This is a genomic window from Streptomyces luteoverticillatus, from assembly GCF_003970715.1.
Lineage (GTDB): Bacteria > Actinomycetota > Actinomycetes > Streptomycetales > Streptomycetaceae > Streptomyces > Streptomyces abikoensis.
The window spans coordinates 4060543-4086877 of sequence record NZ_CP034587.1; the positions used below are offsets into that span (position 1 = coordinate 4060543).

General features: G+C 69.6%; 19 protein-coding genes and 3 rRNA genes. 13 read left to right on the plus strand and 9 right to left on the minus strand.

Annotated elements, in window-relative coordinates; all coding sequences use genetic code 11:
• The first annotated feature begins 29 nt into the window (after positions 1 to 29).
• A complete protein-coding gene (locus EKH77_RS17935) occupies positions 30 to 773 on the plus strand; it encodes a M23 family metallopeptidase (RefSeq protein WP_126915365.1) in 744 nt (247 codons plus the stop codon).
• A gap of 25 nt (positions 774 to 798) precedes the next feature.
• On the opposite strand, the gene cseC is transcribed toward EKH77_RS17935, so the two are convergent.
• From cseC to EKH77_RS17960, 5 genes are all read right to left on the minus strand, one after another.
• The gene (cseC, locus tag EKH77_RS17940) at positions 799 to 2346 is read right to left on the minus strand and encodes a two-component system sensor histidine kinase CseC (protein ID WP_430981033.1); all 1548 of its coding nucleotides are present in this window, start codon (positions 2344 to 2346) and stop codon (positions 799 to 801) included.
• Positions 2235 to 2945, minus strand: coding sequence for a two-component system response regulator CseB (gene cseB, locus EKH77_RS17945; protein ID WP_126915367.1), 711 nt, complete (start codon positions 2943 to 2945; stop codon positions 2235 to 2237). Before cseB ends, cseC begins: the two co-directional genes overlap by 112 nt.
• Before the next feature lie 7 nt (positions 2946 to 2952).
• A complete protein-coding gene (locus EKH77_RS17950; RefSeq protein ID WP_346429060.1) occupies positions 2953 to 3606 on the minus strand; it encodes a hypothetical protein in 654 nt (217 codons plus the stop codon).
• A complete protein-coding gene (locus EKH77_RS17955; RefSeq protein ID WP_126915368.1) occupies positions 3594 to 4145 on the minus strand; it encodes a SigE family RNA polymerase sigma factor in 552 nt (183 codons plus the stop codon). Before EKH77_RS17955 ends, EKH77_RS17950 begins: the two co-directional genes overlap by 13 nt.
• A 287-nt stretch (positions 4146 to 4432) precedes the next feature.
• Positions 4433 to 5338 (minus strand): A/G-specific adenine glycosylase, encoded by a 906-nt coding sequence (locus EKH77_RS17960; protein WP_126915369.1) that lies wholly within the window; start codon positions 5336 to 5338, stop codon positions 4433 to 4435.
• Between the two features lie 170 nt (positions 5339 to 5508).
• On the opposite strand from EKH77_RS17960, the gene EKH77_RS17965 reads away from it, so the two are divergent.
• Both EKH77_RS17965 and EKH77_RS33020 read left to right on the plus strand, forming a co-directional pair.
• Positions 5509 to 6030: a pyridoxamine 5'-phosphate oxidase family protein gene (locus tag EKH77_RS17965; RefSeq protein WP_126915370.1), complete on the plus strand. Its 522-nt coding sequence runs from the start codon at positions 5509 to 5511 to the stop codon at positions 6028 to 6030.
• Positions 6031 to 6262: 232 nt separating this feature from the next.
• Positions 6263 to 7030 (plus strand): hypothetical protein, encoded by a 768-nt coding sequence (locus EKH77_RS33020; RefSeq protein ID WP_346429061.1) that lies wholly within the window; start codon positions 6263 to 6265, stop codon positions 7028 to 7030.
• Positions 7031 to 7186: 156 nt separating this feature from the next.
• Here the strand turns inward: EKH77_RS33020 and disA are convergent, their stop codons facing one another.
• The gene (gene disA / locus EKH77_RS17980) at positions 7187 to 8317 is read right to left on the minus strand and encodes a DNA integrity scanning diadenylate cyclase DisA (RefSeq protein WP_126915373.1); all 1131 of its coding nucleotides are present in this window, start codon (positions 8315 to 8317) and stop codon (positions 7187 to 7189) included.
• A gap of 148 nt (positions 8318 to 8465) precedes the next feature.
• Positions 8466 to 9941 (minus strand): DNA repair protein RadA, encoded by a 1476-nt coding sequence (gene radA, locus EKH77_RS17985; RefSeq protein WP_126915374.1) that lies wholly within the window; start codon positions 9939 to 9941, stop codon positions 8466 to 8468.
• Between the two features lie 222 nt (positions 9942 to 10163).
• On the opposite strand from radA, the gene EKH77_RS17990 reads away from it, so the two are divergent.
• Complete coding sequence (locus EKH77_RS17990) at positions 10164 to 11867, plus strand: BACON domain-containing protein (protein WP_126915375.1); 1704 nt, start codon at positions 10164 to 10166, stop codon at positions 11865 to 11867.
• 26 nt (positions 11868 to 11893) lie between these two features.
• On the opposite strand, the gene EKH77_RS17995 is transcribed toward EKH77_RS17990, so the two are convergent.
• Positions 11894 to 12670 carry a hypothetical protein gene (locus EKH77_RS17995; RefSeq protein ID WP_126918127.1) on the minus strand — a complete coding sequence of 259 codons (777 nt, stop codon included), beginning with the start codon at positions 12668 to 12670 and terminating at the stop codon, positions 11894 to 11896.
• 189 nt (positions 12671 to 12859) lie between these two features.
• Here EKH77_RS17995 and EKH77_RS18000 point away from each other — a divergent pair, with 189 nt between their 5' ends.
• From EKH77_RS18000 to ilvD, 4 genes are all read left to right on the plus strand, one after another.
• Positions 12860 to 13792: a Ppx/GppA phosphatase family protein gene (locus EKH77_RS18000; protein ID WP_126915376.1), complete on the plus strand. Its 933-nt coding sequence runs from the start codon at positions 12860 to 12862 to the stop codon at positions 13790 to 13792.
• Positions 13793 to 13970: 178 nt separating this feature from the next.
• Positions 13971 to 14810, plus strand: a complete 840-nt coding sequence (locus EKH77_RS18005; RefSeq protein ID WP_126915377.1) for a sugar phosphate isomerase/epimerase family protein — start codon at positions 13971 to 13973, stop codon at positions 14808 to 14810.
• Positions 14807 to 15529, plus strand: a complete 723-nt coding sequence (locus tag EKH77_RS18010) for a TetR family transcriptional regulator (RefSeq protein ID WP_126915378.1) — start codon at positions 14807 to 14809, stop codon at positions 15527 to 15529. The genes EKH77_RS18005 and EKH77_RS18010 overlap by 4 nt, the downstream gene beginning before the upstream one ends.
• A 103-nt stretch (positions 15530 to 15632) precedes the next feature.
• Positions 15633 to 17483: a dihydroxy-acid dehydratase gene (gene ilvD, locus EKH77_RS18015; protein ID WP_126915379.1), complete on the plus strand. Its 1851-nt coding sequence runs from the start codon at positions 15633 to 15635 to the stop codon at positions 17481 to 17483.
• Between the two features lie 51 nt (positions 17484 to 17534).
• Here ilvD and EKH77_RS18020 read toward each other — a convergent pair whose 3' ends face one another.
• Positions 17535 to 19688 carry a protein kinase domain-containing protein gene (locus EKH77_RS18020; RefSeq protein ID WP_126915380.1) on the minus strand — a complete coding sequence of 718 codons (2154 nt, stop codon included), beginning with the start codon at positions 19686 to 19688 and terminating at the stop codon, positions 17535 to 17537.
• Between the two features lie 116 nt (positions 19689 to 19804).
• Here EKH77_RS18020 and EKH77_RS18025 point away from each other — a divergent pair, with 116 nt between their 5' ends.
• The 5 genes from EKH77_RS18025 to rrf all read left to right on the plus strand — a co-directional run bounded on the left by EKH77_RS18025 (position 19805) and on the right by rrf (position 26298).
• Positions 19805 to 20080, plus strand: coding sequence for an SH3 domain-containing protein (locus EKH77_RS18025; protein WP_240667756.1), 276 nt, complete (start codon positions 19805 to 19807; stop codon positions 20078 to 20080).
• 79 nt (positions 20081 to 20159) lie between these two features.
• Positions 20160 to 20672 carry a hypothetical protein gene (locus tag EKH77_RS18030; protein WP_126915381.1) on the plus strand — a complete coding sequence of 171 codons (513 nt, stop codon included), beginning with the start codon at positions 20160 to 20162 and terminating at the stop codon, positions 20670 to 20672.
• A 517-nt stretch (positions 20673 to 21189) separates the two neighbouring features.
• Positions 21190 to 22713 (plus strand): 16S ribosomal RNA (locus tag EKH77_RS18035).
• Between the two features lie 272 nt (positions 22714 to 22985).
• Positions 22986 to 26106 (plus strand): 23S ribosomal RNA (locus EKH77_RS18040).
• A 75-nt stretch (positions 26107 to 26181) separates the two neighbouring features.
• Positions 26182 to 26298: ribosomal RNA gene (gene rrf, locus EKH77_RS18045) — 5S ribosomal RNA — on the plus strand.
• The 16S, 23S and 5S rRNA genes sit together here, the layout of an rRNA operon.
• The last annotated feature ends 37 nt before the right edge of the window (positions 26299 to 26335 follow it).

The following is a 26335-nucleotide window of genomic DNA, read 5'->3' on the forward strand; positions in this document are numbered from 1 at the left end:
ACCTGTTCTTTTTCCGGAGGTTTTCCCGTATGCCGAAGCCGAAGCGCACCGCTTTCCGTGACCCGAGCAAGTCCGTTTCCCGCGTCCGTGCCGCCGCTCTCGTGGCAGCCGGGCTCGGGGCGTCGGTCGCGCTCGGTTCCGGGGTCGCGCTCGCGGCCGACGTCGCCGCCTCGGCCGGCGTCCTCCCCGGCTTCGCGGCCGCCGCGCCGCTGGGCGACGCGCTGCACGCGCAGGCCGAGACGCAGCAGAAGGCGGCCGAGAAGGAGAAACAGGAGGCCGCCAAGCGCGCGGAGGAGGCCCGGAAGCGGGCCGAGGACGCCCGCAAGGAGGCCGAGGCCTCGCGCAGCCGCGCCAACGCCTGGGTGCACCCCGTCGACGGCTATCAGATCGGCCAGCCGTTCGGTAAGGCCGGCAGCATGTGGGCCAACAAGCACAGCGGCCAGGACCTGGTCGTCAACTCCGGTACGCCCGTGAAGGCCGTTCACGCCGGTACGGTCGTCAAGGCCGGCCCCAACGGTGGCGGCGACGGTCCCGCGTACGGCAACGCCGTCGTGATCAAGCACGCCGACGGCCAGTACTCGCAGTACGCGCACATGTCCTCGGTGAAGGTCTCCGTGGGCCAGCGGGTCATGACCGGCCAGGACATCGGCCTGTCCGGCTCCACCGGCAACTCCAGCGGTCCCCACCTGCACTTCGAGATCCGTACGACCCCGGACTACGGCTCCGCCGTCGACCCGGTCGCCTTCATGGGCGCCCGCGGCGGCGCGCTCTGATCACAGAGGACCGCAGAGGCCACCGTCAGACGCTGATCACCGGGAACGTCCCCGTACTCGTCGGCGACGACTCCGGCAGCCACAGCACCGCGATCGCGCCGCTGCCGCCCTCCACCACCGGGTCCGCGTTGCGGAAGGTCAGCCGGGCGCCCAGCACCCGGGCCTGACCTGCCGCGATCGTCAGGCCCAGGCCGTGGCCCTTGCCCGCCCGGTCCTCGCTGCCCGTCCGGAAGCGGCTCGGGCCCTCCCGCAGCAGCTCCTCCGGGAAGCCGGGGCCGTGGTCGCGCACGCGCAGCACCCGGCCCTCCACTGTGACCTCGACCGGCCCCTTGCCGTGCTTGGCCGCGTTGGCCAGCAGATTGCCCAGGATGCGCTCCAGACGGCGCGGGTCGGTGGAGACGTACGCCGTCCGCAGGACGGTCACCTCCGCCTCCGGGGCCGCCGCCCGCACCCGGCGCTGCACGAACTCGCCCAGCTCGATGTCCTGCATCTCCGCGCGCTCCGCGAAGCCGTCCAGCCGGGCGACCTCCAGGACGTCCTCGACCAGCGTGCGCATGGCCTGCGCCCGGTCCCGTACCAGCTCGGTGGGCCGGCCCGGCGGCAGCAGCTCGGCGGCGGTGAGCAGGCCCGTGACCGGGGTGCGCAGCTCGTGGGCGATGTCGGCGGTGACGCGCCGCTCCGCCTCCAGCCGGTCGCGGAGCGCCTCGGCCATGCCGTCGACGGCCCGGGCGAGATCGTCGGTCTCGTCGCGCACACGGCCGCCGATGGCGTCGCGGACGCGGATGTCGGACTCGCCGTCCGCGAGCTTGCGGGCGGCCGTGGCGGCCTTGCGCAGCCGCCGGGAGAGCTGGCCGCCGACGAGGATGCCCAGCGCGGTGCCGCCGAGGACGACGGAGACGGAGCCGATGATCAGGGCCCGGTCGAGGTCGTTGAGGATGTCGTAGCGGTCCTTGAACCGGGTGTGGATCGAGAGGATCTTGCCGTCGCGCAGCGGGGTGGAGGCCCACACCTCGGGGGCGCCGGAGCCGTTGTCCTGGAGGTAGGTGGCGCGCAGCCCGAGCTCGGCGGCCTCGCGCAGCTGCTTGGGCAGCGCGGGGTCGTTGACCTGGGCGCGCAGCATCCGCTTGCCGCCGGTGGACTCGTAGTAGCGCTGCGCGATCTGGACCCGGTCGTCCATCTGGTCGCGGCTGCTGTTGAGCATGGAGACGCGGGCCGCGTTGTGGACGACCAGGCTGAGCGCGACGGCGACGAGCGCGCCGACGCAGGCGATGGCCAGACTGACCTTCCAGCGCAGGCCACTGCGCAGAGCGAGCTTCACCACGACTTCACCCTGACACGACCGGGCCCTTTGGGACGACCGAGCCCTGGGAAACGAACCGCTCCGAGCCGTCGGAAACCGATCGCTCCGAGCCGTCGGAAACCGATCGCACCGGGCCGTGGAAAACGAACCGCACCGGGCCGTCAGCCCCGGAGTTTGTAGCCGAAGCCACGGACCGTCTCGATGCGGTCCTGGCCGATCTTGCCGCGCAGCCGCTGCACATGGACGTCCACGACCCGGGTGTCGCCGCCCCAGCCGTAGTCCCACACGCGCTCCAGCAGCCGGTCGCGGGAGAGGACCGTGCCGGGCGAGGCGGAGAACTCCAGCAGCAGCCGCATCTCGGTGGGGGTCAGAGCGACGGGCGTGCCCGCCTTGCGGACCTCCATGCCCTCCGTGTCGACCTCCAGGTCGCCGAAGCGCAGCACCCCGCCCTCGATGCCCTGGGCCTCCTCGGCCGCCGCGTTGCCCCCGGCGGCCCCGCTGGCGTGGCCGAAGCGGCGCAGCACGGCCCGGATGCGGGCGACGAGCACGGCGCCGTCGAAGGGCTTGGTCACATAGTCGTCGGCGCCGGCCTCCAGGCCCAGCACGACGTCGATGGAGTCGGCCCGCGCCGACAGCATGATCACGGGGACGGTGGACTCGTCGCGGATCCGGCGGCACAGGCTGACCCCGTCCAGGCCCGGGACCATCACATCGAGCAGGGCGATGTCGGGCTGCTTGGCCCGGAAGCTCTCCAGCCCCAGCAGTCCGTCCGGCACCGCCGTCACCATGAAGCCGTCGCGCTCCAGAGCGAGCTGCGTCGCCTCGCGAATGACGTCGTCGTCCTCGACGAAAAGCACATGCGTATCGGCCACGCCGCTCTCAGCCCTCCGATCCTTCGCTCGGCACCTTGCCGGTGTTGCCGACCTTGTTGTAGTCGGTGTGGGTACGGCCCATCTCGTGGAACGTGCCGTCCGACCAGTGGTACGTCAGGACGTCGACCCCCGAGGGGCAGCAGACCGCGTCACCCGGACCGTAGACCTGCTTGGTGATCGTGAGATCCCTGCGGTCGATGTCCGCGTACACGGGCGACTGCTCGACCGTGAACACATTCTCGTACGTGTCCCCCTTGGGACGGTACACATACGAGCCGATGCCGAGGGAGTCCCCGCACGTCAGGACGTTCACCACGACGTCGGCGCCGCCGCTGTCCGTCAACTGGCCGTAGGTGACGTCGACCGGGTACTGGTCCTTGACGCAGGGCTTGAGGTTCTTCTTGATCTGATCGCTGACCTTGGGGTCGGCCTTGATCAGCTTGATCGCGTCGACCTTCTGGGCCGGGGTGGCGGTCGCCGCGGGCGTACGCGTGACCGCCTTCGCGGCGGGCTGGTTCTGCGCCGGCCCCTCCTTGCGCACCCCGTCACCGCTCGTCCCGCAGCCGGCAAGCAGAAGACCGGCGGCAGCGGCCATGGCAGTGACCGCTCCACCGGTGATCATCGCCGGCCCGAAGCCGGCGGCGCGCTTCAGGCGGCGCACCGTTCCTGCCCCCGATCGACGCGCTCGAGGGCGTGGAAGTCCAGGTCCCGGCTCTCCAGCTCCTGACGCAGCCGGGCCAGTGCGCGGTGCAGCGTGCTCTTGACCGTCCCCGTGGACATGCCGAGCGCCTCCGCGGTCTCCTCGGTGCTCATCTGCTCCCAGTGTCGCAGCACGACGACGCTGCGCTGCTTGGGCGCGAGAACCCCGAGGATGTCCATCAGCAGCGCGCGGTCGGCGTGCTGCTCCGTGCCGTCCTCGACGCTCGCGTCGGGGAGCTGCTCGGTGGGCACCTCGTCGAGCTTGCGGGCGCGCCACCACTCCGTACGAGTGTTGATCATGACGCGGCGGAGGTAGGCGTCGGCCAGCGACTTGTCCGCTATTCCGTCCCAGCGGCCGTAGGTGCGCACGAGGGCGGTCTGGAGCAGGTCCTGCGCGTCGATCGGGTCCGGGACGAGACGCCGGGCGCTGCGCAGGAGGGCGTCCTGACGGTTGCGCACGTACTCCTCGAAGTCCAGCACCTTGCCGCTGCTGCCTGCCATAACCGCAGCCTCCATTCCACTCGCGTTCCCCGCGCCACGCTGGTGGTCCTCCAGCACGGGTAGGACGCTACGGAGGAGCTGTTGCGGCGCGATGTGCGAGAGCCCGTCGGCTGTGGCACAGCTATCCATAGGTTGTGTAACAGCCGGAGGAATAGATCAAAGAAAGACCGGCTCTGTCCGTTTCGGAAGCAAGGCGGAGGCGGCTCGCGACGATGGCTTTGTGACCGCTGTATGACGGCTGTGTGCGTACGGCCGCCCCCGGGCTCACCCTCGTTACGTCAGCCTCGTTACGTCAGCGGCAGCCGGTAGCGGCCGTCGGCCAGCGGCTCGACGAGCCCGTCGGCCACGAGGCCGTCCAGCGCCCGTGCCCGCTGCACCGGCTCGTGCCACACCGCGTCCAGCGCGGCCTGCGGCACCGGCGTGACCGCCTCCCGCAGCACCGCCAGCAGCTTGCCGCGCACCTGCCGGTCGGTGCCCGCGTAGGTCTGGCCCCGGCGCGGCGGCCCGTCGTGAGCGGGCGAGCCGGCGGCAAGCCACGCGCACTCGGCGGCGATCGGACAGGTGCCGCACGAGGGCGTGCGGGCGGTGCAGACCAGCGCGCCCAGTTCCATCGTCGCGGCGGCCCAGCGCGCGGCCACCGGCTCCTCCTCGGGCAGCAGGGCGCGGGCCAGCCGGCGCTCGGCGGCGGTCGTGGCGTTCGGCGGGTACTGGGCGCCGGTCACCGCGCGCGCGAAGACCCGGCGGACGTTGGTGTCGAGCACGGCATGCCGCTGCCCGTAGGCGAAGGACGCCACGGCCGCCGCCGTGTACTCGCCGACACCCGGCAGCGCCAGCAGCTTGGCGTGATCGCTCGGTACCTCGCCGCCGTGCCGCTCGGTGATCGCCGAGGCGGCGGCGTGCAGCCGCAGGGCCCGGCGCGGATAGCCCAGCCGCCCCCAGGCGCGCACCGCCTCGCCGGGCGGCTCCGCCGCCAGGTCGGCCGGGCGCGGCCAGCGGGCCAGCCACTGCTCGTACACCGGCAGCACCCGGCTCACGGGGGTCTGCTGGAGCATGAACTCGCTGACCATCACCCCCCACGGCCCGGCCTCCGGGCGGCGCCAGGGCAGATCACGGGCGTGCACGGCGAACCAGTCGATCACCGGGGCGTGCAACAGGGTGGACGTCTGGGGTGTGGTGGCAGGCATCGCAGTCATGTCGTCTCCGATCCTGGCACGCCCACGCGAGGCGGCGAAACGGCTGGGGCCCGCGTCGGCCACCCAAGCCCCTGGCTGCCCCGATCGAGTGAGCGCCCCCACGGCCGACCGGCCCCGTGCGAGCCGCTTCGTCCACTTCCTGGGCTGATCCCATTTCCTAGGCTGATCCCATGACCGACCCGACAGACCAGTCGTTCGCGCCGCCCGCCGAGATCCGGGCCGCCCTGGACGCGCACACGACCCTGACCCTGGCGTACGTGGACGAGGATGGTCCGCAGGCGTGCGCCGTGCTCTACGCGGTGTCCACGGCGGCCACCGGGGGGTTCGGCGGGTCCGGTGAGTCCGGTGGGTCCGTCCCGTCGCTCCTCTTCGTCACCTCCGGCACCACCCGTCACGGCCGTGCCCTGCTCGCCGGCGATGGTCGCGTCGCCTTCACAGCACAGCGCGACGGACAGGACTGGACCTCGCTCACCGGCGTCCAGGGTCGAGGCACCTGCCGCCTCCTGGAGGGCGTCGACCGCGAGACCGCGTGGCACGCGTACAGCGCGCGCTTCCCGTACGTGGAGCGGACCGACCGGCTGCGGCAGGCGATGGAGCGCACGGGGCTGTGGGAACTGCGCCCGGACTGGCTGAGGCTGGTCGACAACGGCCGTGGGTTCGGGCACAAGGCCGAGTGGCACAAGACCTTCTGACGAGCCTTCTGGAGAGCCGTACGAACGCTCGCAGACCGTGCCGGTGACCGGTCGGACCGTCACCACGGTCCCAGTTGCGGGCAGATGATGGGAAAAGCAGGCACTCCTACGGCGGGTACTGGCTGGTCCCCCGGCCGATCTCTCGTAGAGTTTTCGCGTGGGATCTCTGCGCAATCCGATCGGGCCGCTTCCTTCCTCCATCTACTGGCGGCGGAGGGCAGTTGCACTTGGCGTGCTCGGACTTCTGGCTCTGGTCGTCATCTGGTTCCTCGCCATGGACGGCGGCGGGGGCGGCTCCGAGGGCGACCAGAGCGAGGGCGCCAAGAACGGCCAGACGCCGACGGCGGACGCCACGATCACTCCCGGCCCGACGCCTTCGGGACCGCACATCGGTCAACGACCGGGCGGCCGTGGTGATTCGGGTGGCGGCGGAACCGGCGGCTCCGGCGGCGGCTCCGGCGACCGTGCCGGGAGCGGCGGCGGATCGGGAGCGGCCGGCGGCGCGGGCGGCGCGGCCGCCGCGGCCGGTGGTTTCGGCGGTGGCCCCGGACTGGCGGTGACCGGTGACAGCAAGCCGGTGGCGGCCGCGTCGAGCCTGCCCGACTGCACGCCGGGCGCGGTGCGGCTGAGCGTGCGCAGCGTCAAGGAGTCCTACCGCCCGGACGAGAAGCCCAAGTTCGAACTCGTCGTGAAGAATTCCGGTGGCAGCGCCTGCAAGGTGAACTTCGGGGCCACCGCCGCCATGTTCGTCATCACCGACGACAAGGGCGAGGAGCACGTCTGGAACTCCGGCGACTGTGTCCGGGGCACGGGCGCGGTGCTCTTCGAGGTGCCGGGCTCCGGCGAGACCAAGCGCACCGTCGAATGGGACCGCAGGCGCAGCGCCCCCCAGTGCGCTACGCCCTCCGGCCCCACGGCAGCGGTACCGGGGACCTACCGGGTCGAGGTGAAGGTGGCGGGAGTCACGGACCGCACGGAATTCACCTTGGAGAAGGCCTGAGCCCCGTAAGGGGCGCGGGGCTGTAACACTGTGCGGCTCCGCCGCGCGGGCGCGAGCAGCCACGGGGCGCCCCGTAAGGGGCGCGGGGAACTGCGCGAGCAACCACAGCCGGCCCGCAGCGGGCCTGACCGCTCAACCAGCGGAAACCGGCGGAGCCTAGACGTACCGCTCCAGAATCGACGACTCCGCCAGCCGCGAGAGCCCCTCGCGCACGGACCGCGCGCGGGCCTCGCCCACGCCGTCCACGGTCTGGAGATCGTCCACGCTGGCGGCGAGAAGCTTCTGGAGCCCCCCGAAGTGGTCCACGAGCCGCTCGATGATGGCGCCGGGCAGCCGGGGCACCTTCGCCAGCAGCCGGTAGCCGCGCGGCGAGACGGCGGAGTCCAGCGTCTCGGGGGAGCCGCTGTAGCCCAGGGCACGGGCGACGATGGGCAGTTCGAGGAGCTCGGCGTGGGAGAGGGAGTCCAGGTCGGAGAGGGCCTCGGGGACCGTGCGGGTGCGCTTGGCGGTCGGCTCGGGGACGTAGTCCCGCACGACCAGCTCCCGTTCGGGCTCGACGCCCGCGATCAGCTCGTCGAGCTGGAGGGAGAGCAGCCGGCCGTCCGTGCCGAGCTCGACCACGTACTCGGCGATCTCCGTGGCGATGCGGCGGACCATCTCCAGCCGCTGGGAGACGGCCGTGACGTCCCGGACGGTGACCAGGTCCTCGATCTCCAGGGCGGACAGGGTGCCCGCCACCTCGTCCAGGCGGAGCTTGTAGCGCTCCAGGGTGGCCAGCGCCTGGTTGGCGCGGGAGAGGATCGCGCCGGACTCCTCCAGGACGCGGCGCTCCCCGCCCACGTACAGGGCGATCAGCCGCATCGACTGGCTGACGGAGACCACGGGGAAGCCCGACTGGATGGAGACGCGCTGCGCGGTGCGGTGGCGGGTGCCGGTCTCCTCGGTGGGGATCGACGCGTCGGGGTACAGCTGGACGCCCGCCCGCACGATCTTGCTGATGTCCTTGTCGATGATCAGCGCGCCGTCCAGCTTGCACAGCTCGCGCAGCCGGGTGGCCGTGAACTCCACGTCGAGGACGAATCCGCCGGTGCACATCGACTCGACGGTCTTGTCCATGCCGAGGACGATGAGCCCGCCGGTGTTGCCGCGGAGCACGCGCTCCAGGCCGTCACGCAGGGCCGTGCCGGGCGCGACGGCGCTCAGCGTGCGCATCAGCCCGTCGACCCCGGAGCCACCGGAGGCGCCTCCGGACTTGCCGGGGCCCGATGCCCGGTCGTTGGCTGCCACTGCACTCCTCAGGTCGCAAGGTCAACGGTGCCGCGGGCCGCCCTGCTGTCGCGTACGCGCCGTCGTGCACGCCGTGCGCGTCGCGCGCTGTGGTGTGCGGCGGAGCGTACGTGCGGGCGGGACCAGGGAAAGTCTACTGGCGCCCAGCCTATTCGGGAGTGGTCCTCGGGCTCGCCTCCCCGCCCGGCTCCTGGCCCGCCTTCCGGCCGGTCTCCTTGCCCGCCCCCCGGGCCGGCTCGCGGCGGGGGCGCTTGGGCAGCACCCGGAGGGCCTCGCCTATGTCCGAGACCTCCAGCACCTTCATCCCGCTGGGCACCTTGCCGGGGTCGCCGGGCACGAGGGCGTGGGTGAAGCCGAGCCGGGCCGCCTCGGCCAGCCGCCGCTGCACGCCCGTGACCCGTCTGACCTCGCCCGCCAGGCCCACCTCGCCGATGGCCACCAGGTTCTTCGGCAGGGGGGTGTCGCTGGCGGCGCTGGCCAGGGCGAGGGCGACGGCCAGGTCGGCGGCGGGCTCGGAGAGCTTCACGCCACCGACCGTGGCGCTGTAGATGTCGCGCTTGCCGAGGGCGCTGATGCGGCCGCGCTGCTCCAGCACGGCGAGCATCATCGAGACGCGCGAGGTCTCCAGGCCCGAGGTCGTCCGGCGCGGGGAGGGGATCTGGGAGTCGACGGTCAGCGCCTGCACCTCGGCCACCAGCGGACGGCGGCCCTCCAGCGTCACCGTCAGACAGGTGCCCGGCACGGGCTCGGCGCGACGGGTGAGGAAGAGGCCGCTGGGATCGGCGAGGCCGGTGATGCCCTCGTCGTGGAGCTCGAAGCAGCCGACCTCGTCCGTGGCGCCGTAGCGGTTCTTCACGCCGCGCACCAGGCGCAGCCGCGCGTGCCGGTCGCCCTCGAAGCTCAGTACGACGTCGACCAGGTGCTCCAGCAGGCGGGGGCCCGCGATGGCGCCGTCCTTGGTGACGTGACCGACCAGGAGCGTGGCCATGCCGCGCTCCTTGGAGGCCCGGATGAGGGCTCCGGCGACCTCGCGGACCTGGGCCATGCCGCCGGGCGCACCGTCGATCTCGGGGGAGGCCACGGTCTGGACGGAGTCCAGGATCAGCAGCGAGGGCTTGACCGAGTCGAGATGCCCGAGGACGGCGGACAGGTCCGTCTCGGCGGCGAGATAGAGATGGTCGGAGAGGGCGCCGATGCGGTCGGCGCGCAGCCGGACCTGGCTCGCGGACTCCTCGCCCGTCACATACAGCGTGCGGTGCTCGTCGCTGGCCGCCTTGGCCGCCACGTCCAGCAGCAGGGTCGACTTGCCGACGCCGGGCTCGCCCGCGAGCAGCACCACGGCGCCGGGCACCAGGCCGCCGCCGAGCACCCGGTCCAGCTCGGGGACGCCCGTGCCGCGCGCGGTGGCCTGACGGCCGTCGACCTGGGCGATGGGCACGGCGGCGGTGGTCACCCTGCCGGGCGCGGTCGTCCGCACGGCGGGCGCGCCGCCGAACTCCTCGACGGTGCCCCACGCCTGGCACTCGGGGCAGCGGCCGAGCCACTTGGCGGTGGTCCAGCCGCACTCGGTGCAGCGGTAGGAGGGCCGGTCCTTGGCGGACGAGCGAGAAGTACGGGCAGCCATGCGGAACACCGTAGCGGTGGGCACTGACAGTCCGGTCGCGAGCTCGGTCGTCAGTTTCGGTCGTCGGTTCGGTCGTCAGTACGTACCGCGCTGTCCGGAGCTCGGCCAATCGGGGCGGAATGTTGGGCTCCTGTCCCCCTTTGAGGGAGAGAGTCACCCGTATGGGCTAAACCTCTGTGAGCAGGGCGGACGAGGGCGCGACACCGGCCTACCGTCGCCGGGATGATGACGAGCAGGCCCGAGCCCCCCACGCATGCCACCGGCGCGCACCGCGCACCCAGCAGTGCGCCGCGCGCGGACCGCCACCAGGTCGTCGAGAGCACCACCAGCACCACCGAGCACATCGAAATCGAATACGACCACGACGAGGAAGACCTCGACGAGAACAGCCCGCACCTCGACGGCCTGTTCACCTACTGCCTGTCCGTCCTGTGCGACCACGAGTCCGCCATCGCCGCCCTCGGCGAGACCCTGGCGCTCGCCGAGCGCCGGGCCGACCGCGCCCCCGCCGCCGAGGAGGCGCACCGCGCCTGGCTGTACGCCCTCGCCCGCTGGGGGTGCCTGCGCAGGCTCGCCGAGCGTGGCCCCGGCGACCCGCCGCCCGCCCCCGACGCGGGCGCCCGCGCGGAACTGGCCCTGCTCGCCTGGCCCGAGGCCGCCGGCACCACCGCCGAGCAGCGCGAGGCCCTGGAACTGGCCGTGCGCCACGGGCTCGCCCCCCACGAGGTCGCCGCCGTGCTCCGCCTGGACCTCGACGCGGCGCGCGTCCTGCTCTCCAGCGCCGCCTGCGAGGTCGAGCGCACCCGCACCGCGCTCGCCGTCGTCGAGTCGGGCCGCTGCCCGGTGGTCACCCGCTTCGTGGGCGACCGGGAAGTGCTGCTGGGCGCCGCGCTCCGGCGCGAGCTCGTCCGCCACGTCGATGAGTGCGCCGACTGCCGCCGTACCGCCGAGCGGGCCGTCGCGGGCGAGCCCTGGCCCGGCACGGCCGCGTCCCCGGCCGCCGCCCTGCCCGTCCTCCGCGCCCCCCGCGCCGCCGCGCGCGCCGCGATGCGCGGCGCCCTGGACGCACGCCCCCCGCGTCGGCGCGCGAGCGCGCAGCGCGCCGCGACCCCGCGCTTCGACCGTGGCGGCTTCCCCCTCGCCCCCAAGGACCGCGCCGCCCGCCGCAGCAGGCTGCGCAGCCGGGCCGTGACCACCACTGTCGTCGCCACGGTCGTCGCCGCGCCCCTCCTCGCGCTGTGGGCCGCCTACCGGGGCACCCCGGTCGGCGAGGGCTCGGGCGCCGCCCCGGTGCCCGTCACCGAGACCGACAGCCTGGGCGGCAGCCCCCACGAGGGCATGTACGAGGGCGCCTACGACGATCCGTACGAGGCGACCGCCCCGGCGGGCCCCACCCGGCGCGTCAACGGCACCCCGGGGCCCATCGGCCACCGCTTCCCGGACGTCTCCGTGGCCGTCCTCGGCCCGGACGGCGGCACCGCCCCGGCCCCGCGCTCCGCCGGCACCGCACCCCCGGCCGCCACCACGCCGCCGCATGCTCCAGCGGGCCGTCCTGCCGGACCTGCCGGACCCGCCGGACCCGCCGGACCCGCCGGACCCGGCAGGCTGACGGTCGAGGCGCAGCCCAGCGGCACGGCCACGCTCATCAAGCTCACCGCCGACGGTGGCGAACCGGTCAGCTGGTCGATGTCCGCCGGGGCGCCCTGGCTACGGCTGAGCCAGCCCGGGGGAGTGCTGCGCCCGGGGCAGTCCGTGACGGTCACCGTGCTCGTCGATCACAGCCGGGAACCGGCGGGCCCCTGGAGCGCCCGAGTGGCCATCGCCCCGGGCGGCACGGTCGTCACCATCGAAGGCTGCGGCACCCCCCGCCCGACACCGACCCCGTACCCGTCGACGACCCACCCGTCGGCGCCCCCGAGCCCTTAGCGGTGCCTCGGGGGCGAAGCCCCCGGCTACTCCCGGGCGTCCGCCGGATGCGGAGCCATAGGCAGCAGCGACCCCATCCGCTCCTCGCACAGCTTCACCAGCCGCGCGTACCCCCGCTCACCCATGAGCTCCACCAGCTCCGCCCGGTACGACACGTACACCGGATCCGCACCCACGTGCGCGGACCGCGCCGACGTGCACCACCAGTGGAGGTCGTGCCCGCCCGGACCCCAGCCCCGTCTGTCGTACTCGCCGATCGAAACCTGCAGCACCTGCGTGTCGTCCGGCCGGTCGATCCAGTCGTACGTACGCCGCACCGGCAGCTGCCAGCAGACGTCCGGTTTCGTCTCCAGCGGCTCGCGGCCTTCCTTCAGCGCCAGGATGTGCAGCGAGCAGCCCGCACCGCCCTCGAAGCCGGGCCGGTTCTGGAAGATGCAGGAGCCCTTCCAACGCCGGGTCTGCCGCTCGCCGTCCTCGTCGACCTGCGTCCACCCGGACTCCGCGCCCACCTCGTGGAACTGCCAGATCTCCGGCGTCAGCCGCGCCACGTGCCCGGCGACCCGCTGCTCGTCCTCCTCGTCGGAGAAGTGCGCGCCCAGCGTGCAGCAGCCGTCGGCGGCGCGCCCGGCCCGGATGCCCTGGCAGCCGTCGCCGAAGACGCACGTCCAGCGGGAGGTCAGCCAGGTCAGGTCACAGCGGAAGACCTGTTCGTCGTCGGCCGGGTCGGGGAACTCGACCCAGGCGCGGGCGAAGTCGAGCCCGACCTCGTCGGGCGCGGGGGCGCCCTTGGCGGCCTTCACCACTTTGGACCCGAGCTTGTCCGTCTTGCCGGAACCGTTCCCGCCGGAACTGTTCTTGCCGGAGCCGTTCTCGCCGGAACCGTCGACCTGCTTGCTGGAGGCTCTTTCCCGCTCTTTGTCCGGTTTGGCCTTCTTCGTCTTCGCCACCCCTCAAGACTAAGTGCCCTCGGCCACCGCAGTAGCGTTCAGGCCATGAGACTCGGTGTCCTCGACGTGGGTTCGAATACGGTCCACCTGCTGGTGGTCGACGCACACCCCGGCGCCCGCCCGCTGCCCGCCCACTCCCACAAGACCGAGCTGCGCCTCGCCGAGCTGCTGGACGACTCCGGCGCGATCAGCGACGACGGGATAGAGCGGCTCATCGGCGTGATCCAGGAGGCGCTCCAGGCCGCCGAGGACAAGGGCGTCGAGGAAGTGCTCCCCTTCGCCACCTCGGCCGTCCGCGAGGCCCCCAACGCCGACGCCGTCCTCAGCCGCGTCCAGCAGGAGACCGGCGTCACGCTGCCCGTCCTCACGGGCGAGGAGGAGGCCCGGCTCACCTTCCTCGCCACCCGCCGCTGGTTCGGCTGGTCGTCCGGAAAGCTCCTTGTCCTCGACATCGGCGGCGGCTCCCTGGAGATCGCCTTCGGCCTCGACGAGGAACCCGGCGCGGCGGCGTCCCTCCCCCTCGGCGCCGGCCGCCTCACCAAGGCCTGGCTCCCCGGCGACCCGCCCGACCCCTCGGACGTCCGGGCGCTCCGCCGCCACGTCCGCACCGAGATCGCCCGTACCGTCGGCGACTTCGCCCGCCTCGGCGCGCCCGATCACGCCGTCGCCACCTCCAAGACCTTCAAGCAGCTCGCCCGGATCGCGGGCGCGGCCCGCTCCGCCGAGGGCCTCTACACCCAGCGCACGCTCAGCCGGAAGGCGCTGGAGGAGTGGGTGCCCAAGCTGGCCACGATGAACACCGCCCAGCGCGGCAGGCTCCCCGGAGTCTCCGACGGCCGCGCGCCGCAACTGCTCGCGGGCGCGCTCGTCGCGGAGGCGGCGCTGGAGCTGTTCGGGGTCGAGGAGATCGAGATCTGTCCGTGGGCGCTGCGCGAGGGCGTCATCCTGCGCCGCCTGGACCACCTGCCCACGCCCTGACCCGGACCACCCGGTGGGGCGCCACGGCCCGCCCCGCCGGGTCGTCGGGTCCGCACCACTGGTGCGTCCGGTCCACCCCGCCGGGTACGTCCGGTCCGCACCACCGTGACGTACCCGACGTACCCCTCGTACGGAACCACCTGCCCGCCGCCGGAGGGGCGGGCATACGCTGTCCCTCGTGACAGAGCCAGTGGTGCGCATTCCGGATGCGAAGGTCGCGCTGTCCACGGCATCGGTCTACCCCGAGTCGACGGCGACGGCCTTCGAGATCGCCGCCCGGCTGGGTTACGACGGTGTCGAGGTCATGGTGTGGACCGACCCGGTCAGCCAGGACATCGACGCGCTGCGTCGCCTGTCCGACTACCACCAGGTGCCCATCCTGGCCGTCCACGCGCCCTGTCTGCTGATCACCCAGCGCGTCTGGTCGACCGACCCGTGGGTCAAGCTCCAGCGCGCCCGCGCGGCGGCGGAGAAGCTGGGCGCGAGCACCGTCGTCGTCCACCCGCCGTTCCGCTGGCAGCGCTCCTACGCGCGGGACTTCGTCCAGGGCCTGTGGCGCATGGCGGGCGAGACCGACGTCCGGTTCGCCGTCGAGAACATGTACCCGTGGCGCTACCGCGACCGCGAGATGCTCGCCTACGCGCCCGACTGGGACGTCACCAAGGACGACTACCGCCACTTCACGGTCGACCTGTCGCACACCTCGACGGCCCGCACGGACGCCCTCCAGATGATCGACCGGATGGGCGACCGGCTCGCCCACATCCACCTCGCCGACGGCAACGGCTCCGCGAAGGACGAGCACCTCGTCCCCGGTCGCGGCAAGCAGCCCTGCGCCGAGGTGCTGGAGCGCCTGGCGACGAACGGTTTCGACGGGCACATCGTGATCGAGGTCAACACCCGCCGGGCCATGTCCGCCGCCGAGCGGGAAGCGGACCTGGCCGAGGCCCTGGCCTACACCCGCCTCCACCTCGCCTCCCCGACGGGAGTGCCGAGGACGGGGGTGCCGAGACCATGACGACGAGCGAGGAACCGCCGACCGGGGACCAGGGCAGCGCTGAGGTCCGGGACAGCGCCGAGGTCCAGGGCCCCGCCCAAGGCCAGGCGAACGGCCCCACGCCCCCCGCCCCCCGCCGCCGCGGCCGTCCCGCCCGTACCGACGCGGGCGACGGCCCCGGCGCGCGCGAGCGGATCCTCGCCGCCGCCCGCGCCGAGTTCGCCGAGCGCGGCTACGACAAGGCGTCCATCCGCGGCATGGCCAGGAGCGCGGGCGTCGACCCCGCGCTCGTCCACCACTACTTCGGCCCGAAGGCACGGATCTTCGCCGCGGCCGTCGAGACGGCCTTCGCGCCCGCCCTCGACGCCCAGGCGGTCGTCGTCCAGGGCCCGCTGGACAGCGCGGGCGAGCGGCTGACCCGCTTCGTCCTCGGGCTGTGGGAGGACCCGGTCACCCGCGAGCCGCTGCTCGCGATCGTGCGGTCGGCCGTGGCCAACGAGGCCGCCGCCGAGGTCTTCCGGAACCTGGTCTACACCCGGCTGATGACCCGCATCGCCGCCGAGCTGACGGCCACCGACGCACAACTGCGGTCCGAACTGGCGGCGGCACACCTGGTGGGCGTGATCATGCTGCGGCACGTCATCAAGATCGAACCGCTGGCGTCCAGGGAGATCGACCAGGTCGTGGCGATGGTCGCCCCGGCGGTCCAGCGCCACCTGACGGGCGACCCGGCCGGGTAAGGGCCCCGGAGGCCCCACGCCGCATCTCGCATCCCGGAAACCCTGTCCGCCTCGCGGACCGGCGGCGTAGGCTCGGACGTCCGAGACACAAGGAGTGAGCAGGATGCCCGAGCTGAGGTCCCGCACTGTCACCCACGGCCGCAACATGGCGGGCGCCCGAGCCCTTCTGCGGGCCGCGGGCGTAGCGCGCGAGGACTTCGGCAAGCCGATCATCGCGGTCGCGAACAGCTTCACGGAGTTCGTGCCCGGCCACACCCACCTCCAGCCGGTCGGCCGGATCGTCTCCGACGCGATCAAGGCGGCGGGCGGCATCCCCCGCGAGTTCAACACCATCGCCGTCGACGACGGCATCGCCATGGGCCACGCGGGCATGCTCTACTCGCTGCCCTCCCGAGACCTGATCGCCGACTCCGTCGAGTACATGGTCGAGGCCCACCGCGCCGACGCCCTGATCTGCATCTCCAACTGCGACAAGATCACCCCGGGCATGCTCATGGCCGCGCTGCGCCTGAACATCCCCGTCGTCTTCGTCTCCGGCGGCCCCATGGAGGCCGGCCAGGCCACCCTCGTCGACGGCACGGTCCGCAAGCTCGACCTGATCAACGCCATCGTCGACTCGGTCGACGAGAACGTCTCCGACGAGGACGTCCTGCGCATCGAGGAGAACGCCTGCCCGACCTGCGGCTCGTGTTCCGGCATGTTCACCGCCAACTCGATGAACTGCCTCACCGAGGCCATCGGCCTCTCCCTCCCGGGCAACGGCTCCGTCCTCGCCACCCACACCGCCCGCAAGGCGCTCTACGAGAACGCCGGCCGCACGGTCGTGGAGATCACCAAGCGCTACTACGACCAGGGCGACGAGTCCGTCCTGCCGCGCAACATCGCCACCCGCGCCGCCTTCGACAACGCCATGGCCCTCGACATCGCCATGGGCGGCTCCACCAACACGATCCTCCACCTGCTCGCCGCCGCCCAGGAGGCCGGGCTCGACTACGACCTCAAGGACATCGACGCCGTCTCGCGCCGCGTCCCCTGCCTGGCCAAGGTCGCCCCGAACATCGCCCCCGGCGGTACGTACTACATGGAGGACATCCACCGCGCCGGCGGCATCCCCGCCATCCTCGGCGAGCTCTACCGCGCCGGCCTCCTCGACGAGGACGTCCACTCCGTGCACTCGCCGACGCTGGCCGAGTGGCTCAAGACCTGGGACGTGCGCGGCGGCTCCCCCTCCGCCGAAGCCGTCGAGCTGTGGCACGCCGCCCCCGGCTGCGTCCGCTCCGCGACCGCCTTCTCGCAGTCCGAGCGCTGGGAGTCCCTCGACGTGGACGCGGCCGGCGGCTGCATTCGCTCCGTCGAGCACGCGTACTCCAAGGACGGCGGACTGGCCGTCCTCAAGGGCAACCTGGCCGTCGACGGCTGCGTGGTGAAGACCGCCGGCGTCGACGAGTCGATCTGGACGTTCGAGGGCCCCGCCGTCGTCTGCGAATCGCAGGAGGAGGCCGTCGACAAGATCCTGTCCAAGGTGGTGAAGGAGGGCGACGTCGTCGTCATCCGCTACGAGGGCCCGCGCGGCGGTCCCGGCATGCAGGAGATGCTCTACCCGACGTCCTTCCTCAAGGGCCGTGGCCTCGGCAAGGCCTGCGCCCTGGTGACGGACGGCCGCTTCTCCGGCGGCACGTCGGGGCTGTCGATCGGCCACGCCTCGCCCGAGGCCGCCTCGGGCGGCACGGTCGCCCTCGTCCACGACGGCGACCGCATCCGCATCGACATCCCGTCCCGCTCGATCGAACTCCTCGTCCCGGAGGACGAACTGGCCGCCCGCCGCGAGGCCCTCGGCGGCACGTACGCGCCGAAGAACCGCGACCGCAAGGTCTCGGCGGCCCTCCGCGCCTACGCGGCGATGGCGACGAGCGCGGACAAGGGCGCGGTGCGGGACGTCAGCAAGCTGGGGTGAGAACGGGCCCTCGACAGGGGTGAGAACGGGCCCTCGGCGGGGCGGCGCTCCCTACCGCCACCCCGACGGATTCCGCGCGTCCACCGCGAACACCGTCCCGTCCGGCGCCGCGCCGAACACCTTCCCGTCCGCGACGACCGGCGCGGGGAGCAGCTCCAGGAAGCCCCGCCCGGCCCGCCCGAGGCGGGGCGACGTCTGCCCCAGCAGCGCCCCACGCCCGGCGTCCACGGCCAGCAGCCGCCCGTCGGCGGCGGAGAAGTACAGCCGACGCCCGTCCTCGTCGGGGACCAGCGCCGACGCGTTGGCCACGGACGTCTCCATCCGCCACAGCTGCCCCGGGGTATGCCCAGGCGGCGTGTCCGCCGTATCGACCGCCGTCAGCCCGCCGTCCGAGGACAGGACGTAGACCAGGTCCCCCTTCGCGACGACGCTCGAGGCGTCCAGCGGCGCAGGGAGCGGTATCCGCCGCTCCCGCCCGATCCCCGGGGCGTACCGGACGACAGCGGAAACCTGCGTCCGCGCATTGGCCTCGCTGAGATAAACGCTGCCGTTCGGCCCGGCGCCGACGGCCGTCAGCGCACCGTCCGCCGTCCACCGCCACAGCGTCGTGCCCCGCGCCGGGTCGACGCCGACGACCTGGGTGTGCCGCCCGTCGGGCGCGAGGGCGACGCCGATGGCGTCCCGCCCGTAGAAGGAGAAGACGGGCTTGATCCCACCGGGCAGCGCGTGCCGCCACCGCTCCCGGTTCGTCGCCCCGTCGACCGCCGTGATCACACCGTCCCCGGCGACCAGCAGTACCGTGTCGCCCGCGTGGTAGACCCGGCCGTCGTACGCCGACACATCGCGGGTCCAGCGCGGCTCACCCGTGGCCGGGTCGAGCGCGGACAGCTCCCGCTTGTCCGGCGACAGCGCGTGCACCAGCCCACCGGACACATGCGGCGCACGCGCCCCGCTCACACCGGTCACACCAGGCCGGTCACTGTTCGCCGCCGGCCGTCGCCAGACGACCTTGCCGGAGGCGGCGTCCATACGGGCCGCGTGCACGTCCCGCCCGGCGCAGTACAGGGCACCGTCCGCGTACGTACAGAACCCGGCCCGCACCTCACCGTTCCCGGCGGGGTCCGCGAGGACGGACGTCTCCCACGGGCGCCAGGTCGAACCCGCGGGAGTGGGGTGGTCGCTGTGCGCCGGTCGCTTGCCGAGGTCCTCCACCTCCTCCATCACCCAGGCGCCGCCCGCTATCAGCGCGACGGCGGCCACGGCGGCCGCCGCGACCCGCCGGAACCGTGGCATCCGCCGGGAGGAAGGAGGAGGGGCAGAGGAAGGAGCAGGCGAGGCGACCGGAGAGGCCGCGACCGGAGAGGCCGTCACCGGCCCGGGCTCCGGCGTCGGCAGCATCGCCATGATCGCGTCGGGCGTCGGCCGGTCCGCCGGCTCCTTCGCGAGACAGGCCCGGATCAGCGGTACGAGATCGTCCGGCACCCCCGCCAGATCGGGCTCGTCGTGGACGACCTGGTACGCGACGATGTACGGACTCTCCGACTCGAACGGCCCCCGCCCGGTCGCCGCGTGCACCAGCAAAGACGCCAACGCGAACACATCCGCCGCCGGCCCCACCTCACGCGGCCGCTGGAACTGCTCCGGGGCCATGAAGGGCGGCGTACCGATCAGCTTGCCCGTCTCGGTGCGCAGCTCGCTGTCGTACGGCCGGGAGATCCCGAAATCGATCACCTTCGGACCGTCGTCGGCGAGCAGCACATTGCTGGGCTTGAGGTCCCGGTGCACGACGCCCGCCCGGTGGATGTCGCGCAGCGCCTCCGCGAGCCCGGCCGCCAGCCGCCGCACCTCGTCGGAGCTCAGCGGCCCGTTCCGCTTCACCTGCTCGGAGAGCGTGGGACCGGGGATGTAGAGGGTGGCCATCCACGGCCGTTCACCATCGGGATCGGCGTCCACGACGGACGCGGTGAACGCACCGCTCACCCGTCGCGCCGCCGCGACCTCCTGCCGGAAACGTGCCCTGAACTCGGGATCCACCGCGTACTCGGCGTGCACCACCTTGACCGCGATGCGCAGCCCGGAGGGCGAGCGCGCCAGATGGACGACGCCCATGCCGCCCGAGCCGAGGCGCCCCTCCAGCCGGTACCGACCCGCGTACTGCGGATCGTCCGCTTCCGGCCCGGCCCCCGTACTGCGCAGCGGCGGCATGCCCCACCCCCGTGTCACCCGTGTGATTCGACCGCTTTCGGCGGCTTGCGGAGCCTAATCGATGGGGCAGGGGGTACCGGGGAGGCGGAGCCGCGCGTTGCTAGCCTGCGCATGTCATTCAGCTCACGGGGGAGAACACCATGGCGTACTACCCGATCGCTCCCGGATATCAGGTCAATGTCCGCCGGGGTCCCAGCAGCGACAGCGAACTCGTCAAGGTCCTCCCGCAGGGCTCCAGCGTCTCCATCCGCTGCCAGACCCGCGGCGAGACCGTCTCCGGCCCGTGCGGCACGACGGACGTCTGGGACTGCATCGCCCCGGGCCAGTACGTGTCCGACGCGTATGTGAAGACGGGCAGCAGCGGCTACGTGGCCGTCGCCTGCTCGGGCTGAGGCCGACGGATCGCTTCACTTCGCTGCCGTCTCACTGCCGCCTCGCCGCTCTACGCGCGGCCCTGGCGATAATCGACGTATGAGTGGCGAGCACGAAATGGCGACCGGGCCCCGGCCCGAACCGATCCGGTTCTTCGGTACGACCTGGGTCGAGCACGACGGCGGCTACGCCCTGCGCCGGGCCGGGCTCGCCGTGGGCTCCCTGGCAGCGGCGGCGGCCGGCGCGTTCGTCCTCCGCCTGGGGTACGAGGGCCTGGCCATCGCCCAGGTGGGCGGACTGATCAACGCGATGGTCGTCGTGGCCTTCGCCGTCTGCAGCGCCCTCGCCTTCCGTCGTACATGGGAGCGGTTCGTCCGCCGCCCGGAGGGCCCGGCGGACGCGGCGGCCGAACGCTCGATGCAGAGCATCATGATGATCGGCTTCCTGGGCACCCTGCTCGCCTACTTCTTCCGCAGCCTCATGGAGGCCCCGGGCGAGAAGCTCCACCGCGCCGAGTACGACGCGGCCCGCGCCCGCCATGAGCGCCGCCGCACGACCCGCACGGGCAACCCGGCGGCGCGGGGGCCCAAGGGGCGGCGCAAGCACCCCTGAACCTCGTGTAGAGTTCTCCGAGTTGCCACACGGCAACGACCTCCACTACTTGGACGGCTCCCCTGAACGGGAAGAATTTCGGCTTGCCGAAATTCGGAACGGGCACCGATTAGGCGCCCCGGGGAAAATCCGCTAAAGTAGTGATCACGCCGGGGGCCGAAAGGCCGAAAGCGAGAAACCCCGCTCCAACAGGGGGCCGGAAACGAAATCCGAACCGGGAACGGAACGGAAAACGGATCTGGTAAGGTTGGAAACACCGAAGGGAAGCCCGGAGGAAAGCCCGAGAGGGTGAGTACAAAGGAAGCGTCCGTTCCTTGAGAACTCAACAGCGTGCCAAAAGTCAACGCCAGATATGTTGACACCCCGTCCATCTCGATGGATGAGGTTCCTTTAAAAAGTCCTTCCGCTGCCATTTGGCTGGTGGGAGGCAACACACAGCGAGGACGCTGTGAACGACCGGGCCTATTCCGCCTGGTTGTTCCGCTCAACGCGAGTGTCACCCGATTACGGGTAAACATTCACGGAGAGTTTGATCCTGGCTCAGGACGAACGCTGGCGGCGTGCTTAACACATGCAAGTCGAACGATGAAGCCCTTCGGGGTGGATTAGTGGCGAACGGGTGAGTAACACGTGGGCAATCTGCCCTGCACTCTGGGACAAGCCCTGGAAACGGGGTCTAATACCGGATACGACTACTGACCGCATGGTTGGTGGTGGAAAGCTCCGGCGGTGCAGGATGAGCCCGCGGCCTATCAGCTTGTTGGTGGGGTGATGGCCTACCAAGGCGACGACGGGTAGCCGGCCTGAGAGGGCGACCGGCCACACTGGGACTGAGACACGGCCCAGACTCCTACGGGAGGCAGCAGTGGGGAATATTGCACAATGGGCGAAAGCCTGATGCAGCGACGCCGCGTGAGGGATGACGGCCTTCGGGTTGTAAACCTCTTTCAGCAGGGAAGAAGCGAAAGTGACGGTACCTGCAGAAGAAGCGCCGGCTAACTACGTGCCAGCAGCCGCGGTAATACGTAGGGCGCAAGCGTTGTCCGGAATTATTGGGCGTAAAGAGCTCGTAGGCGGCTTGTCGCGTCGGATGTGAAAGCCCGGGGCTTAACCCCGGGTCTGCATTCGATACGGGCAGGCTAGAGTTCGGTAGGGGAGATCGGAATTCCTGGTGTAGCGGTGAAATGCGCAGATATCAGGAGGAACACCGGTGGCGAAGGCGGATCTCTGGGCCGATACTGACGCTGAGGAGCGAAAGCGTGGGGAGCGAACAGGATTAGATACCCTGGTAGTCCACGCCGTAAACGTTGGGAACTAGGTGTGGGCGACATTCCACGTCGTCCGTGCCGCAGCTAACGCATTAAGTTCCCCGCCTGGGGAGTACGGCCGCAAGGCTAAAACTCAAAGGAATTGACGGGGGCCCGCACAAGCAGCGGAGCATGTGGCTTAATTCGACGCAACGCGAAGAACCTTACCAAGGCTTGACATACACCGGAAACGGCCAGAGATGGTCGCCCCCTTGTGGTCGGTGTACAGGTGGTGCATGGCTGTCGTCAGCTCGTGTCGTGAGATGTTGGGTTAAGTCCCGCAACGAGCGCAACCCTTGTCCTGTGTTGCCAGCATGCCCTTCGGGGTGATGGGGACTCACAGGAGACTGCCGGGGTCAACTCGGAGGAAGGTGGGGACGACGTCAAGTCATCATGCCCCTTATGTCTTGGGCTGCACACGTGCTACAATGGCCGGTACAATGAGCTGCGATGCCGTGAGGTGGAGCGAATCTCAAAAAGCCGGTCTCAGTTCGGATTGGGGTCTGCAACTCGACCCCATGAAGTTGGAGTTGCTAGTAATCGCAGATCAGCATTGCTGCGGTGAATACGTTCCCGGGCCTTGTACACACCGCCCGTCACGTCACGAAAGTCGGTAACACCCGAAGCCGGTGGCCCAACCCTTGTGGAGGGAGCCGTCGAAGGTGGGACTGGCGATTGGGACGAAGTCGTAACAAGGTAGCCGTACCGGAAGGTGCGGCTGGATCACCTCCTTTCTAAGGAGCACATAGCCGACTGCGAGCGAATGACTCGCACGGTTGCTCATGGGTGGAACGTTGACTATTCGGCACAGTTCTTGAGGGTTCACTAGTACTGCTTCGGCGTGGAACGTGAAACCTGGGAATTGGGTCGGGCACGCTGTTGGGTGTCTGAGGGTACGAGCGCTGCTCGACCTTCATACGCCGGCCCCGGTAAAGGTCTGCTTCGGCAGGGTGTGACGGGTGGCTGGTCGTTGTTTGAGAACTGCACAGTGGACGCGAGCATCTGTGGCCAAGTTTTTAAGGGCGCACGGTGGATGCCTTGGCACCAGGAACCGATGAAGGACGTGGGAGGCCGCGATAGGCCCCGGGGAGCTGTCAACCGAGCTTTGATCCGGGGGTGTCCGAATGGGGAAACCCGGCAGTCGTCATGGGCTGTCACCCGCTGCTGAACACATAGGCAGTGTGGAGGGAACGCGGGGAAGTGAAACATCTCAGTACCCGCAGGAAGAGAAAACAACCGTGATTCCGGGAGTAGTGGCGAGCGAAACCGGATGAGGCCAAACCGTATGTGTGTGATACCCGGCAGGGGTTGCGCATGCGGGGTTGTGGGATCTCTCTTCAACAGTCTGCCGGCTGTTGGACGAGTCAGAAACCGTTGATGTAGGCGAAGGACATGCGAAAGGTCCGGCGTAGAGGGTAAGACCCCCGTAGCTGAAACATTAGCGGCTCGTTTGAGAGACACCCAAGTAGCACGGGGCCCGAGAAATCCCGTGTGAATCTGGCGGGACCACCCGCTAAGCCTAAATATTCCCTGGTGACCGATAGCGGATAGTACCGTGAGGGAATGGTGAAAAGTACCGCGGGAGCGGAGTGAAATAGTACCTGAAACCGTGTGCCTACAAGCCGTGGGAGCGTCGCACAAGGGCTTGCTCTTGTGTCGTGACTGCGTGCCTTTTGAAGAATGAGCCTGCGAGTTTGCGGTGTGTTGCGAGGTTAACCCGTGTGGGGAAGCCGTAGCGAAAGCGAGTCCGAATAGGGCGATTGAGTAGCGCGCCCAAGACCCGAAGCGGAGTGATCTAGCCATGGGCAGGTTGAAGCGGAGGTAAGACTTCGTGGAGGACCGAACCCACCAGGGTTGAAAACCTGGGGGATGACCTGTGGTTAGGGGTGAAAGGCCAATCAAACTCCGTGATAGCTGGTTCTCCCCGAAATGCATTTAGGTGCAGCGTCGTGTGTTTCTTGCCGGAGGTAGAGCACTGGATAGGCGATGGGCCCTACCGGGTTACTGACCTTAGCCAAACTCCGAATGCCGGTAAGTGAGAGCGCGGCAGTGAGACTGTGGGGGATAAGCTCCATGGTCGAGAGGGAAACAGCCCAGAGCATCGACTAAGGCCCCTAAGCGTACGCTAAGTGGGAAAGGATGTGGAGTCGCAGAGACAACCAGGAGGTTGGCTTAGAAGCAGCCACCCTTGAAAGAGTGCGTAATAGCTCACTGGTCAAGTGATTCCGCGCCGACAATGTAGCGGGGCTCAAGCGTACCGCCGAAGTCGTGTCATTCATACAACAGCCCCAACGGGTGTATGGATGGGTAGGGGAGCGTCGTGTGCCGGGTGAAGCAGCCGTGGAAACGAGTTGTGGACGGTTCACGAGTGAGAATGCAGGCATGAGTAGCGATACACACGTGGGAAACGTGTGCGCCGATTGACTAAGGGTTCCTGGGTCAAGCTGATCTGCCCAGGGTAAGTCGGGACCTAAGGCGAGGCCGACAGGCGTAGTCGATGGACAACCGGTTGATATTCCGGTACCCGCTTTGAAACGCCCAATATCGAATCAGGCGATGCTAAGTCCGTGAAGCCGCCCTGGAGTCTTCGGACAAAGGGGAGTGGTGGAGCCGACGAACCAGACTTGTAGTAGGTAAGCGATGGGGTGACGCAGGAAGGTAGTCCAGCCCGGGCGGTGGTAGTCCCGGGGTAAGGGTGTAGGGCGTTGTCCAGGTAAATCCGGACAGCATGAAGCCTGAGACCTGATGCCGAGCCGATTGTGGTGAAGTGGATGATCCTATGCTGTCGAGAAAAGCCTCTAGCGAGTTTCATGGCGGCCCGTACCCTAAACCGACTCAGGTGGTCAGGTAGAGAATACCGAGGCGTTCGGGTGAACTATGGTTAAGGAACTCGGCAAAATGCCCCCGTAACTTCGGGAGAAGGGGGGCCATTTCTGGTGATGAGCTTCGCGCTCTGAGCTGGGGGTGGCCGCAGAGACCAGCGAGAAGCGACTGTTTACTAAAAACACAGGTCCGTGCGAAGCCGTAAGGCGATGTATACGGACTGACGCCTGCCCGGTGCTGGAACGTTAAGGGGACCGGTTAGCTCCATTTCGGTGGGGCGAAGCTGAGAACTTAAGCGCCAGTAAACGGCGGTGGTAACTATAACCATCCTAAGGTAGCGAAATTCCTTGTCGGGTAAGTTCCGACCTGCACGAATGGCGTAACGACTTCTCGACTGTCTCAACCATAGGCCCGGTGAAATTGCACTACGAGTAAAGATGCTCGTTTCGCGCAGCAGGACGGAAAGACCCCGGGACCTTTACTATAGCTTGATATTGGTGTTCGGTTCGGCTTGTGTAGGATAGGTGGGAGACTGTGAAGCATGCACGCCAGTGTGTGTGGAGTCGTCGTTGAAATACCACTCTGGTCGTGCTGGATGTCTAACCTGGGTCCGTGATCCGGATCAGGGACAGTGTCTGGTGGGTAGTTTAACTGGGGCGGTTGCCTCCTAAAGGGTAACGGAGGCGCCCAAAGGTTCCCTCAGCCTGGTTGGCAATCAGGTGTTGAGTGTAAGTGCACAAGGGAGCTTGACTGTGAGACCGACGGGTCGAGCAGGGACGAAAGTCGGGACTAGTGATCCGGCGGTGGCTTGTGGAAGCGCCGTCGCTCAACGGATAAAAGGTACCCCGGGGATAACAGGCTGATCTTCCCCAAGAGTCCATATCGACGGGATGGTTTGGCACCTCGATGTCGGCTCGTCGCATCCTGGGGCTGGAGTCGGTCCCAAGGGTTGGGCTGTTCGCCCATTAAAGCGGTACGCGAGCTGGGTTTAGAACGTCGTGAGACAGTTCGGTCCCTATCCGCTGTGCGCGTAGGAGTCTTGAGAAGGGCTGTCCCTAGTACGAGAGGACCGGGACGGACGAACCTCTGGTGTGCCAGTTGTCCTGCCAAGGGCATGGCTGGTTGGCTACGTTCGGGAGGGATAACCGCTGAAAGCATCTAAGCGGGAAGCCTGCTTCGAGATGAGGACTCCCACCCACTTGATGGGGTAAGGCTCCCAGTAGACGACTGGGTTGATAGGCCAGGTGTGGAAGACCGGTAACGGTTGGAGCTGACTGGTACTAATAGGCCGAGGGCTTGTCCTCAGTTGCTCGCGTCCACTGTGTTAGTTCTGAAATAACGAACATCCAAAGTGCCGGATGACGTTAATTTCATAGTGTTTCGGTGGTCATAGCGTTAGGGAAACGCCCGGTTACATTCCGAACCCGGAAGCTAAGCCTTTCAGCGCCGATGGTACTGCAGGGGGGACCCTGTGGGAGAGTAGGACGCCGCCGAACTCCTTTTAAAAGAAAGCCCTGGTGGGGATACCCACCA